Source organism: Mycobacterium sp. NGS50 (assembly GCF_059812545.1).
This window is the reverse complement of the sequence record NZ_JCALCW010000004.1, coordinates 1-15,952: the sequence shown is the minus strand read 5'-3', so window position 1 is coordinate 15,952 and position 15,952 is coordinate 1. Positions and strand designations below refer to the sequence as shown.

Below are 15,952 nucleotides of genomic sequence, written 5' to 3'. Positions count from 1 at the left end.
CACCAGGCCTCTTTACCCGATCTTGACCGCGCGTTGAATCCGCCCACCGACGATGACGACGTGACTACCATTCAAACGGTGGAGCTGGGGGTTCTGGGGCCTCTCCAGGTCCGGCAGGACGGCGCACCGGTGATGGTCCCGGGCGCTAAACCGCGTGCCATCCTGACGATGCTCGGGCTGCATGGCGGTTCGGTCGTCTCCGCCGAATCGCTGATCGAACTCCTCTGGGACGACGCTCCGCCGCGCACTGCCGGCAAGGCCCTGCAGACCCACATCTCCTCGCTGCGTCGGGCGCTGGGTGACGGGTTCGTGCTCACGGAGGGACTGGGCTGGGCGCTGAGCACGACCGAGATTGATGCCCCGCGATACCAGCGGGCCGCCAAGGCGGGCCGAGAGGCGGCGGCCGCCGGTGACACCACCCAGGCGGTGGTGTGCTTGGAGGAGGCACTGAGTCTGTGGCGCGGTGCTCCCGAACTTCCCGATTCCCGCCGCGGAGTATCGGAGCGGACGCGCTGGGTCGAAGGCCAGGCCGCGCTGGTCGAGGATCGCGCCGACGCACTACTGGCGGCGGGCCGGGCCGCGGAGATCATCGGCGACCTCGAGGCCGCCGTGGCCGATGCACCGCTGCGCGAAAGGCGCTGGGGCCAGCTGATACTCGCCCTCTATCGTGCGGGCAGACAGGGCGAAGCCTTGGGCGCATATCAGCGGGCGCGGTCGCAGCTAGCCGATGAACTGGGAGTGGACCCCGGGCCGGAACTCCGGCGACTTGAGGCCGCGATCGTCGCTCAGGACGCCGCGCTGGACTACCCGGTGACACAGCATGTTCCGTCGGTGACACGCGCCGTGACGTTCCTGCTCACCGACATCGAAGGGTCGACCGCGGCGTGGGAGGCGGACTCCGACGCGATGGCGGTCGCGCTGGCCCGCCACGACGAGCTCATCGAACAGGTCGTCACGTCTCGCGGCGGCCGGCTGATCAAGACGCGCGGCGAGGGGGACGCCACGTTCTCGGTATTCGAGCGGCCATCGGCGGCGGCAGCAGCTGCCTTGGAACTGCAAGAGGCGATCCGCCACGAGCCGTGGGCCCTGCGAGAGCCGATGTGCATCCGGGTGGCGTTGCATACCGGTGAGGTCGAGCTACGCGACGGCGACTACTTCGGTCGGGCGGTCAACCGCGCCGCGCGATTGCGGTCGCTGGCCGTCGGTGGCCAGATCTTGTGCTCGGGTGCTACCGCCGAACTGGTCATCGACACCCTGCCCGACGACGTGGTGCTCGCCGACCTCGGGATGCGCCAGTTGCGTAACCTGCCGCGCCCGGAACACGTTTTCGAGCTCCGCCTCCAGACCGCCGAACGACCCGAGGAGACCGGCGAGGTTCCCGCGGAGCGGCCCGACCTCCCCGCGGTGTTGACCGGCCCCGGGCCGTTCGTGGGGCGCGGACGTGAACTGGAGCAGCTGGCGTCCACCTGGCAGACCGGTGGCACGCACGCGGTGCTGATCGCCGGCGAACCCGGGGTCGGCAAGACCCGGTTGGCCGGCGAATGGTCCCGCCAGGCGTACGCCCAAGGCGCCGTCGTGTTGTACGGCCGTTCCGATGAAGATCTCGGTGCGCCCTACCAGCCGTTCGCCGAAGCGCTGCGGGCGCTGGTGCCGTGCCTGGGCCCCGGTCGGCTGCGGAGACTCCGCGGCGTCGAAGCTTTGCTGCCCCTGGTTCCCGGACTGACCGATCTGCTCCCTGATTTATCCGCGCCGCCACGTGCCGACCCGGACACCGAACGCTACGCACTGTTCGACGCCGTCGTCGCGGTGTTGGAACTCGCCTCCGCGAGCGCACCGGTCGTCCTGATTCTCGACGACATGCACTGGGCGGCCAAGCCCACCCTGTTGCTATTGCGGCATCTGCTGCGTTTCGGTGACCACACCCGGGTGCAGGTCGTCGGGACGTACCGCAGCACCGACCTCGACCGCTCCCATCCGCTGGCGGCGATGCTCGCCGACCTGCACCGGGACGGCACCGCGAACCGGCTTGCCCTGGCCGGTCTCGACGAGGAGGACGTGGCCGCCTACGTCGCCGAGGTCGGTTACGACGACGAAGAGCTCGCCCGGGCGTTGGCCTCACTCACCGGCGGCAACCCGTTCTTCCTGATCGAGGCGCTGCGGCATGTGGACGAAAGCGGCGGGGTGTGGGATCCGAGCACTCTGCCGCAGGGTGTGCGGGAAGCGGTGAGCCGCCGGCTATCCCGGCTCCCGGTGGAGACCAACAAGGCGCTTGCCGCGGCCGCGGTCGTCGGCAGCCGGTTCGCTTTGGACCTGGTGGAGCGGGTAGTGGACCAGGATCTTGTCGACGCGTTCGACGAAGCGGGCAAGGCCGGCCTCCTCATCGAGGAGCCCGGCGGCCGATACCGGTTCAACCATGCGATCGTCCGGCAGTCGCTGCTGGCCGAGCTGGCGTCGGTGCGGCGCATGCGGCTGCACCAGCGCATCGCCACGATATTGGAGGACGAGCCCGGAGCGGATAACGAGCTGCTGGCGGAGCTGGCCTATCACTACTTCGAATGTGCCTGGGCGGGAAACGCGGCCAAGGCCGTCGAGTACTGCCGACGAGCGGCGGAGCAATCGATGTCCCGCCTCGCCTACGAGGGCGCCGCCGACCTGTACGACCACGCCCTGCACGCGCTGGAGGAGATCGACGAGGAGCTGCCCGACCGCGTTGAGCAGGTCGCCGAGCTGCTCATCGCGCGCTGCGAAGCCCTGCTGGCCGCGGGTGACGTAGCGTCGGCGGCCGGTGCGGTCGCGCAATTGCAAGCAGCGACGGTCGATTCGGCCCGGTTGGCGGCGTGGGCGATCTGCTTCGACGGCCAGCTGTCGATGCTGGTCCATCCCGAGCGGTTAGACGCGGTCGAAGCCGAGTTGGGCACGGCCGCCGACACGCTGGCCGGATTGGGCGATGCCGCAGGGGAAGCCAAAGCCCATACGGTGCGGGCCGGATGCCTCACCCGCCTGGGGCGCATCGGCGACTGCGAAATCGCGTTGGACCACGCGCTGACCGCGGCACGCCGCGCGCGTGAGCACCGCCGGGTCAATGCGGTGCTGGCCGGCGCGCCGCTGGCCGCGCTGTGGGGGCCCAACCCGGTTCCGCGCGCCGGCGGGCGGTGCCTGGACGTGGTGCGGCTGTTGCGCATCACCACGGATTCGCCTGCGGTGGAGGCGACGTCGACGCGATGCCAGGCCGTGCTGGAGTCTTTCCGCGGCCGCGCCGCCGCGGCCCGGCGGATGATCGATTCGGCGCGGCGCACGGTCACCGAACTCGGCCTGCGCCATGCACTGCTCGAGGTTGAACAGTTCGCCGGGATCGTCGAACTGGTCGCCGACGAACCAGCCGCGGCCGAGCCGCATCTTCGTCAGGCCTACCGTGGTTTTCGCCGCATGGGTCTGGACGCCGACACCGCCGAGACAGCGGCGCTGCTGGGTCGCACCTGTCTCGCGCTCGACCGGGATGTTGAGGCCCAGGAGTTGTGTTCGGAAAGTGAGCGACTCGCCGGGCACGCGCTGAAGGCGTCGATCGCGTGGCGCACGCTTCGTGCCCTGCTGTTGACGCGTCGCGGCGAGCACGACGAGGCCCGGCAGATGGCCGAGGCTGCGGTCGGACTGGCCGAGCGCACCGACGCATTGGTCGATCACGGGGACGCGTGTCTGGCGCTGGCAACCGTGTTGGGTGGGGGCGGCGACGAGGCGGGGGCGCGGGCCGCCGCCAGGAGATCCCTCGACCTGTACGAGCGGAAAGGCGCTGCGGCACTGGCCGACATGGCGCGGCTGTTGCTCGGGGAGCGGGTCTCTCCTCCCGCCGCATCACCGCCGGATACGCCGGGCGTCGAGCTCGATAATGCATGTGTGCGAGTCGGCAACCGTGTGCTTGCTGCTGCCGACCGTGAGGCGTGGGACGAGTTCGAGCAGCTGTTTGCACCCGGGGCTACTCTTGAGAGCCGCCGCAAGATCGTCGGCTTCATGCCCGCCGATCTCCCGTCGGACTGGGTACATCAGAATCGTCGCAATCTCGAGACCGGTGCGATGCGGGTGACCGCGACAGTTTTGGCCGTACGAGGCGAACGCCTGGCTCTGGCCCGATTGCGGGTCGGGACTGCCGACGCGAGTCCCGGGGCACCACACGACGAACTTCTCCAGATATACGGCATCGACGACACGGGCCGCATCGCGCTGCAGGTGTGGTTCGACGTCGACGACCTGGACGCGGCGGTCGCCGAACTCGACGCCATGCACGCCCGGTTCGAGGAAGAGCGCTCACACGCGCAGCGCTTGAAGAACAAGGCAGCACTGGTAATCGAGCGGGTTTACCCAGCTATCACGGCCCGCGACTGGGATGCCATCGCGCAAACAGCGGCCGTCAACTATCTCATCGACGATCGCCGGCGGATGGTGAACGCCGGGATCCGACATGGCCGCGATGCCCTCCTCGAAGAGTTGCAGGCCACCGCGGACCTCGGCTTCGCGACGACCATGTTGGGTGTCGTGGCAAACCGCGGCGAACGCCTCGTCCTCACGCATGTTCGTGCCTTCGGCCGCGACCTTCAGGCGATTCAGAACGATGTCCTTAACGTGGTCGAGATCGACGCCCAGGAAAAGGTGGTGGCGGTTGTCGTGTTCGACCTCGAAGACATCGACGCTGCGTTTGCGGAACTCGATGTGCGCTACCTCGCCGGCGAAGCGGCCGCACATGCGCGCACCTGGTCGGCGATCACGCGTGCCTGCGCCACACTCAACCGGCACGAGTCTCCGGCGACGACCCCAGATTGGGTGAACATCGACCACCGCCGGGGACCAGCGTTCGCGCCGGGTGACATGACGACCAATACCCGTCCTGTCTGGGACCTCACGCCGGACCTCAGCAACTATGTCGAGGTAGTGCATCGGCTCAACGACCTCGGAGCAATTGTGACCCACAGGGCGCAGGGCACCTCAGAGGAGGGCTTTGACGCCGAGTGGCGGGTGATTGACGTTCTGACGCTCGAAGGCGACCTGATCAATCGGTTGGAGCTATTCGACGAGGCAGACCTCGACGCCGCAATCGCGCGGTTCGACCAGCTTAGCCGGCCAAGGCTGAGAACCGCCGCAGCGCGAGTTTACGAGCGCATCCTGGCGTATTTCGCTGCGCGGGACTGGGTCGCGATCACAGAGGTTCTGGCCGAAGGCGTTTCCACCGAGGATCGTCGTCGGGTGGTCAATGCCGGCCTCCGACATGGCCGGGAAGCCGTGATCACGGAAATTGCAGCAATCGCCGAGGCGGGGGTTACAGACCTCACGTCCGAGGTCCTTGCGACCCGTGGAGAACGGCTCGTCTTGAGTCGTGGCCGCGCCTCGGAAGGGGACCACCAAACCGATGCGTTCCGTACGGATCTCCTCGACATCGTCGAAGTCGACGCCAACGAACGGGTCGTGGCCCGCGTCATATTCGACCCCGACGACTTCGACACCGCCATCGCCGAACTCGATGCGCGCTACCTCGCCGGCGATGTGGCCGCACACGCGCGCACCTGGTCGATCGTTACGGGGATCTATGCCGGGGTCAACCGGCACGAACTCCCCGCGACGACACCGGACTGGGCCAATGTCGATCACCGGCACGTGATCACAATTGCGTCAGGCGAACTACTCGCCAATCTCCGTGCCATGTGGGACATCGCACCGCAAGCCCGCATCTACATCGAGGCCGTCCACCGGCTGAATGACCGCGGAACCGTCGTTACCCATTCGCTAACCGGGCCCTCGCAAGAGGGATTTCTCGCCGAATGGCGGATGGTCAATCTCATGACGTTCGAAGGCGGCCTGGTCGACCGCAGTGAGCTTTTCGACGAGGAAGACCTCGACTCCGCACTCGCGACGTTCGACCGGCTGAGCCCGTCGGCGCCACGACTAGAGAACGCAGCAAGCCAAGTGTCTGAACGCTTCCTGGCACACTTCGTGGCCCGCGATTGGGACGCCATGTCGACTGTATTGGCCGATGACTACAACTACATCGATCACCGAAGCGTCGTGAATGCGGGAACTCGACACGGTCGAGATGCGGCCGTCGAGAATCTGCGGGTAGTCGCGAGCCTCGGTATATCAGACATCGACACGACCGTCGTGGCGACCCGCGGCGAACGCCTCGTCCTCACCCACAGCAGCTATTCGTTCCGCGATCAAGGTCCGACAGCTTTCGGCGGTGAGCAACTCGATGTCGGGGAGATCAATTCGGATGGGCGGATGGTGGCGAGCGTTACTTTCGACCTCGATGACATCGACGCCGCGTTCGAGGAGCTCGACGCGCGCTACCTCGCCGGCGAGGCGGCGGCGCACGCACATACCTGGTCGGTCATCACGAGCGGTTATGCCGCGTTCAACCGAAACGACTTCCCCGCGCCCGACTGGGTGAACGTCGATCATCGACGGGCGAGGGCGTTCGAGCCCGGTGAGCTGACCGAATACATGCACGCCACCTGGGCGGTCGCGCCCAACGCCAAAGTATTGGTGGAGACCGTTCACCGGCTGAGCGACCTCGGGGCTGTCGTCACCCATCTGGTCCGTGGAACCTCGCGAGAGGGCTTCGACGCCGAATGGCGGGAAGTGGTCCTGCTCACCATCGAAGGCGACCTATTCACCTGCTGCGAGGTCTTCGACGACACGGACGTCGACGCCGCGATCGCGCGGTTCGAGGAGTTGCACACGCAGACACGGCAGCTGGAGAACGCGGCGAGTCGGATGTACCACCGCGTGAACGCGTACTTCTCGGCCGGTGACTGGGCCGCGATGTCAACGGTATTGGCGCCCAACCTGGCCGACGATGATCGTCGACGCATCGTGAATGCCGGCATCCGACGCGGTCGGGATATCGAAATCGCCAACGGTCAAGCCTTTGTCGAACTCGGCGGTGAGAAGCTCACGTCGACCGTCATCGCGACTCGCGGTGGACGCCTCGCGCTGTGCCGTTCATCGATATTCGGGCGAGACCAGCGACCCGGGGCGTTTCGCATCGAGTTTCTCAGCGTCGTCGAGATCGATGCCGACACGCGGTTGGCGGCCCATGTCGCATTCGACCTCGACGACTTCGATGCAGCCTTCGCGGAACTCGAGGCCCGCTACCTGGCCGGCGAAGCGGCCGCCCACGCGCACACCTGGTCGGTCATGTCGCGGGGCTACCAAGCATTCAACCGGCGCGAACCCCTTCCCGCGACACCCGAATGGGTAAGCATCGACCACCGGCGAGGAGGTATCTTCGCGCCCGGTGACATAGCAGGGGCCATCCACGCCGCGTGGGACCTCATGCCGGACACCGGTTGCTACATCGAAGCTGTGCATCGTCTGTCCAACCTTGGAGGAGTGGTCACCAGCGCGACGCAAGGAACGTCGGAAAACGGATTGAACGCCGAGTGGCGACAGATCGACCTATTGATAATCCACGACAACCTCGTCAGCCGCTGCGAGATCTTCGACGAGGCGGACCTTGATGCCGCGCTCGCCCGTTTCGAGGAACTGCACGCGCAGACGCCGCGACTGCAGAACGCGGCAAGCCGAGTGTTCGAACGCTTTTCGGCGCGCTATGTTGACCGCGACTGGGAAGCCGTGACGGAGATGCTGGCCGATGACGTTTTCAACGACGATCGTCGTCGAGTGGTCAACGCGGGGGTACGACGCGGTCGCGATGCCACGCTCGCAAGCATGCGGGCGACAGCCGAGTTCGGGCTCTCGACAATCACATCGACGGTTATCGCGACCCGTGGGGAGCGCCTCGCCCTCAGTCGTGACAGCTTTTCAGTCCGAGACCAGCAGTCCCAGGAGGTTGTTGCGGAGGTGTTCGGCATCGTCGAGATCGACGCCGACGAACAGATCGTGGCGCGCCTCGCGCTCGACCTTGACGACATCGACGCCGCGTTCGAAGAACTCGACGCGCGCTATCTCGCCGGCGAAGCGGCCGCATACGCGCACACCTGGTCGGTCATCACGCGAGGCTATGCCGCGGTCAATCGGCACGAACTTCCTGCCATGACATCGAATTCTGTCTACATCGACCACCGAGCGGTCCTAACGACCGAGCTGGAGGACCTGGCTGCGTATCTTCCTGCGGTATGGGACCTCACGCCGGACATCAGCGTTTACATCGAGGCGGTGCATCGGCTGAGCGGCCTGGGCACGGTCATCACCCATGCTGCACGTGGAACGTCGCAAGAGGGCCTTGACGTCGAGTGGCGGGTAATCGTCGTTGGCATCGTCGAAGGCGACCTCTACCACCGCGTCGAGGTCTTCGACGAGACCGACCTCGACGCCGCACTCGCCAGGTTCGACGAGCTGAGCCAACCGGCGCGACGTCTAGAGAACGCGGCAGCCCAAGCCTACGAGCGCTTCCGGACATACTTCGCCGCACGCGACTGGGCCGCGATGGCAGAGTTGCTGACCGCCGATACGTCTGTCGACGACCACCGGCGGGTCGTCAACGCCGAAATCCGGCGCGGCCGGGATGTCGAAATCGCGAACATGCGGGCCTTCGCCGACATTGGGGTGACCAGTACTACGGCGACGGTTGTCGCCACGCGAGGTGAACGCCTTGTCCTGTGCCGGACGTGTATCTCGAGCGAAGACCACCAAGTAGGAGGATTCCGCATCGAGATGCTTGTGATCGTCGAAACATCCGCCGACAACCGGATCCGGGCACGCGTCGCATACGACCCAGACGACGTCGACGCCGCTTTCGAAGAACTCGATGCGCGATACCTTGCCGGCGAAGCAGCCGCTCACGCGCACACCTGGTCGGCCGTTGCGCAGGCCAACGCCGCGCTCAATAGGCGCGAAATCTTCGCGACGACTGTCGACTTCGTCGACATCGACCATCGGCCGCTTGCCGCGATCGGGCCTGGCGACCTGAAGGCCTACATGCGTGCCGCGTTAGACGATGGCGGGTACCACATCTACGTCGAAGCCGTACATCGGCTGAGCGACCTCGGAGCGGTCGTCACCCTTGTGTCGACCGGTACCTCACAAGTGGGTTTCGTCGGCGAGTGGCGCATGGCGGACCTCTTTGCGGTCGACGGTGACCTCATCAGCCGCTGTGAGATCTTCGACGAGCCCGACCTGGACGACGCGCTCGCCACGTTCGACGAGTTGCAGGCGCCTCGGCATGGCTAACGTCGAAACAGGGCCGCTTGCGTGATTGCTATCACTATTGATAGCATTGCCTGTGCCGAACGTACTGATCCGCGATGTCCCCCCCGACGACCTCGACCAGATTCGCTCAGCGGCCGCGGCGCGCGGCGTCTCCTTGCAGGCGTATCTGCTGGAGGCGATGCACGCACAGGCTGCTCATCTTCGCCGCCGGGCCGCCCTGAACCGCACTGCGACGCGCCTTGCGCAGCAGCCGGCTGTCAGCGAACAAGACCGGACAGCCGTGCTCGATGCCATCGATGAAGCTCATGCCGACCGTGGTGCACAGCTGAGCGATCCAACGTGATCGTCGACGCCTCGGCCGTCATCGACGCCGTCACCGACTCCGGTCCGCGCGGTCAGGCCGCTCGCCGGGAACTCGCCAACCATCCCGCTTCTGAACCGCTGCGTGCACCCGGGCATCTCGCGATCGAAATCCTGTCCGGGCTGGTGGCGGCGGCACACCGGCCGTCCCATCCGCTGCAGTCCGACCAGATCGAGCATGCACTCCTTGACGCCGCGGCGTACGAGATAACGATCGAGGGCACCCCCTGGGACGACGTCTTGCGCGCCTGGACACTAGCGCAGGCCTCGTTGCGCTACCCCGACGCCGTCTACGTCGCCAGCGCCGAACGCCACCGCATCGCGCTGCTCACCAGCGACACCCGCATCAAACGATCCGGTGCCCCGATCCGCTGTTCCATCGTCACGATCCGGCCGGACGACGGCTGATCTGAGACTGCGTGCTCACTGCGCCTGGCTGACCGAGGACATGTGGAAGTCGGGGATGCGCAGGCTGGGCATCGCCGCCCGGGTGGCCCAGTCGCCCCACTCCCGCGGCAGGGTCGGCTCGCTGATCCCGGCCTCGGTGGCCCGCCGGAGCAGATCCAGCGGGCTTTCGTTGAACCGGAAGTTGTTGACCGCCGCGGTCACCTGGCCGTCTTCGACCAGGTAGACACCGTCGCGGGTCAGCCCGGTCAGTAGCAGGGTGATGGGATCGACCTCGCGGATGTACCACAGTGTGGTGAGCAGCAGACCTCGCTCGGTGGAGGCGATCATCTCGTCCAAACTCGCTGTGCCGCCGGTCATCAGCAGGTTGTCGGCGGCCACCGCGACCGGCGCGCCGAACTCCGCGGCCACCGCCCGCGGGTAAGCCAGCGCGTTGATCACCCCGCCGCGGATCCAGTCGGTACGGCCGATGTCCATGCCGTTGTCGAACACCGACACCGTCTCTGAGGACGCGGTTGCCGCCACGAAGGGGGCACACGCCAGACCGGCCGCCCCCGGATCGGAGTACAGGGTCAGCGGCAGATCGGTCAGCCGCTCCCCCACCCGGGTGCCGTTGCCGGGCGCGGCCAGCGCGGTGCGGCCTTCCTGTGCGCCGCGACCGCTCATCGTCCAGGCCAAATAGATCATCATGTCGGCGACCGTGGAGGGCGGCATGATCGTCTCGTAGCGTCCGGCCGGCAGGTCGATGGTGCGCGCCGCCCAGCCCAGCCGGGTGGACAATTCCTCCAGCAGCTGATCGGTGGGCACATCGACGAAGTCGGGGGTCGAGACCCCGGCCCAGGCACTGGCGGCACCGCGCTTGGCGTTGATCTCCACGGTCCCGGTGGGCTGGGTATAGCGTCGCCGCAGCCCGGTCGAGGACGCGACGAACGTCGTCTCCAGCTCGTGGCGGGCGAAACCGTAGAGCCGGTCCGCGGACCGGAAGCCGCGGCTGAGCGACGCGGCGACGTCGGTGAACACCTCGGCGCCATTTCCGGGCACCACCGCGTCCCAATCGTCGGGCACACCGGACCCGGTCAGCAGCGGCGCGGAATCGTGGGCCGGCGGGGCGCTGCGCGCGGCACGCTGCGCCGCGGTCACCAGTTCGGGGATGACGCTCGGGTCCACCTCGGAGGAGCTCAGCGCGCTGGCGCTGACACCGTCGGCGGTCGGCACCATCGAGATCACCGTGGTCGCCCGGCTGAACGACACCCCGTTGGTGGTCATCGAATTGCCCGCCCAGCGCAGCGACGACTCGGCACGGTCGCTGACCACCACGATGGTTTCGCCGTCGGCACCACCGGCCGCGTCCAGGGCGAGGTCGACAACCTGCTGCGACCGGATCATCGTCCCCCCTCGCTGCGGGTGTTGAGCACATTGACGCCGCGGAACAGCGCCGACGGGCAGCCGTGGCTGACCGCGGCCACCTGCCCGGGCTGGGCCTTGCCGCAGTTGAATGCCCCGCCCAGGCGCCACGTCGATGGCCCGCCAACGGCTTCCATCGAATTCCAGAAGTCGGTGGTGGTGGCCTGATAGGCGACATCACGCAGTTGGCCGTCGAGTCGTCCACGGCGGATCCGGAAGAATCGCTGCCCGGTGAACTGGAAGTTGTAGCGCTGCATGTCGATTGACCAGGACCGGTCGCCGACGATGTAGATCCCGTGCTCGACGCGGCTGATCAGATCGTCGGTGGACAGCTCCTCGACGCCGGGCTGCAGCGACACGTTGGCCATCCGCTGGATCGGCACGTGGTGCGGCGAGTCAGCATACGAACAGCCGTTGGAACGGGCGTGTCCCAACCGGGTTGCGAACACTCGGTCCAGCTGGTAGCCGACAAACACGCCGTCGCGCACCAGATCCCAGCTTTGCGCGGCCACCCCTTCGTCGTCGTAGCCGATGCTGGCCAGCCCGTAGGGCACGGTGCGGTCGGCAGTCACGTTCATCACCGGCGAGCCGTACTGCAAGGTGCCCAGCTTGTCCGGGGTGGCGAAAGAGGTTCCGGCGTAGGCCGCCTCGTAGCCGATAGCACGATCGTATTCGGTTGCGTGACCGATGGATTCATGAATGGTCAGCCACAGATTGGTGGGGTCGATCACCAGGTCGGTCGTCTCCGCCGTCACACTGGGCGCCCGGATCTTTTCGGCCAGCAGCGCCGGCAGCTGGGCCAGTTCGTCGGTCCAGTTCCAGACGTCGTCGCCGGCCACCGCCTCCCAGCCGCGCGCGGTCGGCGGGGCCAGCGTGCGCATCGACTCGAACCCGCCGGACCCGACGCTGACGGCTTCGCAGCTCGGCATCACCCGCACCCGCTGCTGGGTGATCGTCGAACCGAACGTGTCGGCGTAGAAGCTCTGCTCCTTGACCGCGGTCAGCGCCGCCGACACGTGGTCGACCCCGGGGGCGCCCAGCAGCCGCCCGGAGTAGTCGGTCAGCACGTCGATCTTGTCGGCGCCGGGCACCTGGAACGGGTCGATCCGATAGTCCGACACCCAGCTGGCGTCGGCGTAGACCGGCTCGGCGGCCAGTTCGATGCGTTCGGCGTTCAGCGCGGCCAACGTCTGGGCCACCTGCACGGCACGGCGTGCGGTATCGGCGGCGATGTCCGTCGCCAGTTCGGCGTGCGAGGCGAATCCCCATGTGCCGTCGACAACCACCCGCACCGCCAGCCCCAGCTCGCGGGTCACCGTGGAGGTCTCCAGCTCTCCGTCGCGCAACCGGATCACCTCGGTGGCGATGCGGTGAATACGCAGGTCGGCGTGGCTGGCGCCGGCTGCCTTGGCCGCCGACAGCGCGGCGTCGGCCAGCTCGTGGCGCGGCAGGGCCAGAAAGTCGGCGTCGATCTCCCGGTCGGCTGTCACCGGTCCACCGTAACGAGGCGCTTTAATACCTTCATGGCCCGTCCCCGCTCTGTCGCGCTGGCCTACGCGCTGCTGGCCCCCAGCCTGTTCGGGGTGGTCGCGTTCCTGCTGCTGCCGATCCTGGTGGTGGCGTGGCTGAGCCTGCAGCATTGGGATCTGTTGGGTCCGATCAGCTATGTCGGGGCCGACAATTGGCGTTCGGTGCTAACCGACCCGGGTTTCGGCAATTCGCTGCTGGTGACGGTGCTGTTCGTGGCGATCGTCGTCCCGGTGCAGACGGTGTTGGGGCTGGCGGTCGCCGCGATGCTGGCCCGCGAGCTACCCGGCAGCGCGATGTTCCGCACCCTGTACGTGCTGCCGTGGGTGTGTGCGCCGCTGGCCATCGCGGTGCTGTGGCGCTGGATTCTGGCACCCACCGACGGCGCGGTCAGCACGCTGCTGGGACATCGCATCGAGTGGCTCACCGATCCGGGCCTGGCGCTACCGGTGGTTTCAGCGGTGGTGGTGTGGACCAACGTCGGCTATGTGGCGTTGTTCTTCCTGGCCGGGATCCTGGCCATCCCGGCCCAGATTCATGCCGCCGCCCGCACCGACGGGGCCAGCGGCTGGCAACGGTTCTGGCGCATCACGCTGCCGATGCTGCGCCCGACGATGTTCTTCGTGGCGGTGACCGGGGTGGTCAGCGCGGCGCAGGTGTTCGACACGGTGTACGCGTTGACCGGCGGCGGCCCGGCTGACCGCACCGATCTGGTGGCGCACCGCATCTACGCCGAGGCGTTCGGGGCAGCGTCGATCGGGCGGGCCGCGGTCATGTCGGTGGTCTTGTTCGTGGTGTTGGTGGTGATCACCGTGATTCAGCACCTGTACTTCCGGCGGCGGATCAGCTATGACCTCGCGTAACGCCCTGGTCTATGCCGGCCTGGCATGCGGCGCGATGATCACTCTGGCGCCGTTCTTGCTGGGCTTGCTGACGTCGTTCACCTCAGCGCATCAGTTCGCGACCGGGGCTCCGCTGGCCTTGCCGCGGCCGTTCACGTTGGCCAACTACACCGATCTGGGTGGCGCGGGCTTCGGTCGAGCGCTGATGGTGACGGCGTTGATGACCGCGGTGATCGTGGTGGGACAGTTGACGTTCTCGGTGCTGGCTGCGTATGCGTTTGCGCGGTTGCGGTTTCCCGGTCGCGATGCCCTGTTCTGGCTGTATGTCGCGACGCTGATGGTGCCCGGAACTGTCACGGTGGTACCGCTGTATCTGATGATGGCGCAGCTGGGATTGCGGAACACGTTCTGGGCGTTGGTGTTGCCGTTCGTGTTCGGGTCGCCGTACGCGATCTTCTTGCTGCGCGAGCATTTCCGGGCGATCCCCGACGCGCTGGTGAACGCCGCGCGGTTGGACGGCGCCAACACGCTGGATGTGATCACCCATGTGGTGGCGCCGGCCAGTCGCCCGATCCTGGTGACGCTGACGTTGATCACCGTGGTGTCGCAGTGGAACAACTTCATGTGGCCGCTGGTGATCACCAGCGGCGGCAAATGGCGGGTGTTGACGGTGGCCACCGCGGGCCTGCAGTCGCAGTACAACGCGCAGTGGACGTTGGTGATGGCCGCGACGACGGTGGCGATGGCGCCGCTGATCGTGCTGTTCGTCGTGTTCCAGCGTCACATCGTTCGCTCGATCGTGGTGACGGGGCTCAAATGAGGCGCCGGTTTCTTCGGCGAGCAGACACAAATGTGCCCTATTTCACCCGTTTTAGAGCACATTTGCGTCTGCTCGGCACACCTCCCCGGTTCTCCACGCTGGCCGCCGCGGCGGTAGTTCTGGTCGCGGTGCTGCTGGTTGGCGCGGCGGTGCTGCTGGACCGCTCGACTCGCAGCGCAACGACGGTGGTGACGGTGCGACTGTGGGACCAGCAGGTGGCCGCCGCCTACCGGGAGTCGTTCGCCGAGTTCACCCGTACGCACCCCGATATCGAGGTCCGCACCAATGTGGTGTCGTATGCGACCTACTTCGACACGCTGCGCACCGAAGTGGCTGCCGGCGGCGGCGACGACATCTTCTGGATGTCCAATGCATACCTGGCCGAGTATGCGGCGAATGGCAAGCTGACGCCGGTCAGCCCGGCATCCGGATGGGAGCCGTCGGTGGTCGCCCAGTTCACCCGCGACGGGGTGTTGTGGGGCGTCCCGCAACTGACCGACGCCGGAATCGCGCTGTACTACAACGCCGATCTGCTGGCGGCCGCCGGCGTCGACCCGGCGTCGCTGAACCAGCTGCGGTGGAACCCGGGTGGCACCGACACCCTGCGCCCGCTGCTGGCCCGGCTCACCGTCGACAGCGACGGGCGAACCGCGTCCACGCCCGGTTTCGACGCCCGCAGAGTCCGGCAGTGGGGCTACAACGCCGCCAACGACCCGCAGGGGATCTACTTGAACTACCTGGGTTCGGCCGGCGCCGAGTTTCAGCACGGTGACCAGTTCGCCTTCGACAACCCGGCGGCGGTCGACGCCTTCGGGTATCTGGTCGCACTGATCAACAGCGACCACGTCGCGCCGCCCGCCTCGGACACCAACACCAACGGCGATTTCTCCCGCAACCAGTTCCTGGCCGGCAAGATGGCGCTGTTTCAGTCCGGCACCTACAACCTGGCCACGATCGCCGCGCAGGCCGACTTCGGTTGGGGGGTGGCGATGCTTCCCGCCGGGCCGATCGGACGGGTCAGCGTGACCAACGGCATTGCCGCGGCTGGCAATACCGCCTCGCCTCATCCAGAGGCAGTACGCCAGGTGCTGGCCTGGATGGGCAGTCGGCAGGGCAACCAGTATCTGGGCCGGCGCGGTTCGGCCATTCCCGCGGTGCTCGACGCTCAGCGGGTGTACCTGGACTACTGGCGGGCCAAGGGCGTCGAGGTCGCACCGTTCTTCAGCGTGTTGGACGGTCCGCGCATGCCGGCGCCGGGCGGGGCCGGGTTCGCGGCCGGATTTCAGGCGCTCAGGCCGTATCTCGACGAGATGTTCCTGGGTCGCGCCGATGTGGCGACGACGCTTCGCCGGGCCCAGCAGGCCGCCAACACCGCTGCCCAGCGGTAATCGCTCGCGGCGCTGCGCCGAAATTGCACACAGGGACAAAAAGTTCGAGTGAG

Annotated in this window: 8 protein-coding genes; 5 read left to right on the top strand and 3 right to left on the bottom strand. The window is 67.1% G+C overall.

What is annotated here, in order from left to right; genetic code table 11:
* Nucleotides 1–78: 78 nt before the first annotated feature.
* Complete coding sequence (locus tag AC5Y36_RS04060) at nt 79–9,174, top strand: BTAD domain-containing putative transcriptional regulator (RefSeq protein WP_500039738.1); 9,096 nt, start codon at nt 79–81, stop codon at nt 9,172–9,174.
* Nucleotides 9,175–9,280: 106 nt separating this feature from the next.
* Here AC5Y36_RS04060 and AC5Y36_RS04055 read toward each other — a convergent pair whose 3' ends face one another.
* Nucleotides 9,281–9,460, bottom strand: coding sequence for a hypothetical protein (locus AC5Y36_RS04055; protein ID WP_500039577.1), 180 nt, complete (start codon nt 9,458–9,460; stop codon nt 9,281–9,283).
* Nucleotides 9,461–9,492: 32 nt separating this feature from the next.
* On the opposite strand from AC5Y36_RS04055, the gene AC5Y36_RS04050 reads away from it, so the two are divergent.
* Nucleotides 9,493–9,921, top strand: coding sequence for a type II toxin-antitoxin system VapC family toxin (locus AC5Y36_RS04050; protein ID WP_500039576.1), 429 nt, complete (start codon nt 9,493–9,495; stop codon nt 9,919–9,921).
* A gap of 15 nt (nt 9,922–9,936) precedes the next feature.
* Here AC5Y36_RS04050 and AC5Y36_RS04045 read toward each other — a convergent pair whose 3' ends face one another.
* A complete protein-coding gene (locus AC5Y36_RS04045; protein WP_500039575.1) occupies nt 9,937–11,304 on the bottom strand; it encodes a metallopeptidase TldD-related protein in 1,368 nt (455 codons plus the stop codon).
* Nucleotides 11,301–12,812, bottom strand: a complete 1,512-nt coding sequence (locus AC5Y36_RS04040) for a TldD/PmbA family protein (protein ID WP_500039574.1) — start codon at nt 12,810–12,812, stop codon at nt 11,301–11,303. Before AC5Y36_RS04040 ends, AC5Y36_RS04045 begins: the two co-directional genes overlap by 4 nt.
* Before the next feature lie 33 nt (nt 12,813–12,845).
* Here AC5Y36_RS04040 and AC5Y36_RS04035 point away from each other — a divergent pair, with 33 nt between their 5' ends.
* The 3 genes from AC5Y36_RS04035 (at nt 12,846) to AC5Y36_RS04025 (ending at nt 15,899) form a co-directional block, all read left to right on the top strand.
* Nucleotides 12,846–13,712 carry a carbohydrate ABC transporter permease gene (locus AC5Y36_RS04035; RefSeq protein WP_500039573.1) on the top strand — a complete coding sequence of 289 codons (867 nt, stop codon included), beginning with the start codon at nt 12,846–12,848 and terminating at the stop codon, nt 13,710–13,712.
* On the top strand, nt 13,699–14,511 hold the full coding sequence (locus AC5Y36_RS04030; RefSeq protein WP_500039572.1) for a carbohydrate ABC transporter permease: 813 nt from the start codon (nt 13,699–13,701) through the stop codon (nt 14,509–14,511). The genes AC5Y36_RS04035 and AC5Y36_RS04030 overlap by 14 nt, the downstream gene beginning before the upstream one ends.
* Nucleotides 14,512–14,579: 68 nt before the next feature.
* Complete coding sequence (locus AC5Y36_RS04025; protein ID WP_500039737.1) at nt 14,580–15,899, top strand: ABC transporter substrate-binding protein; 1,320 nt, start codon at nt 14,580–14,582, stop codon at nt 15,897–15,899.
* Nucleotides 15,900–15,952: the final 53 nt, after the last annotated feature.

Bases quoted from the DNA above. Each gene is read 5' to 3' on its own strand.
- AC5Y36_RS04055 (WP_500039577.1), bottom strand. From the start codon at position 9,460: ATGAGCTTCATCGATGGCATCGAGCACGGCTGTCCGGTCTTGTTCGCT.
- AC5Y36_RS04045 (WP_500039575.1), bottom strand. From the start codon at position 11,304: ATGATCCGGTCGCAGCAGGTTGTCGACCTCGCCCTGGACGCGGCCGGT.
- AC5Y36_RS04035 (WP_500039573.1), top strand. From the start codon at position 12,846: ATGGCCCGTCCCCGCTCTGTCGCGCTGGCCTACGCGCTGCTGGCCCCC.
- AC5Y36_RS04030 (WP_500039572.1), top strand. From the start codon at position 13,699: ATGACCTCGCGTAACGCCCTGGTCTATGCCGGCCTGGCATGCGGCGCG.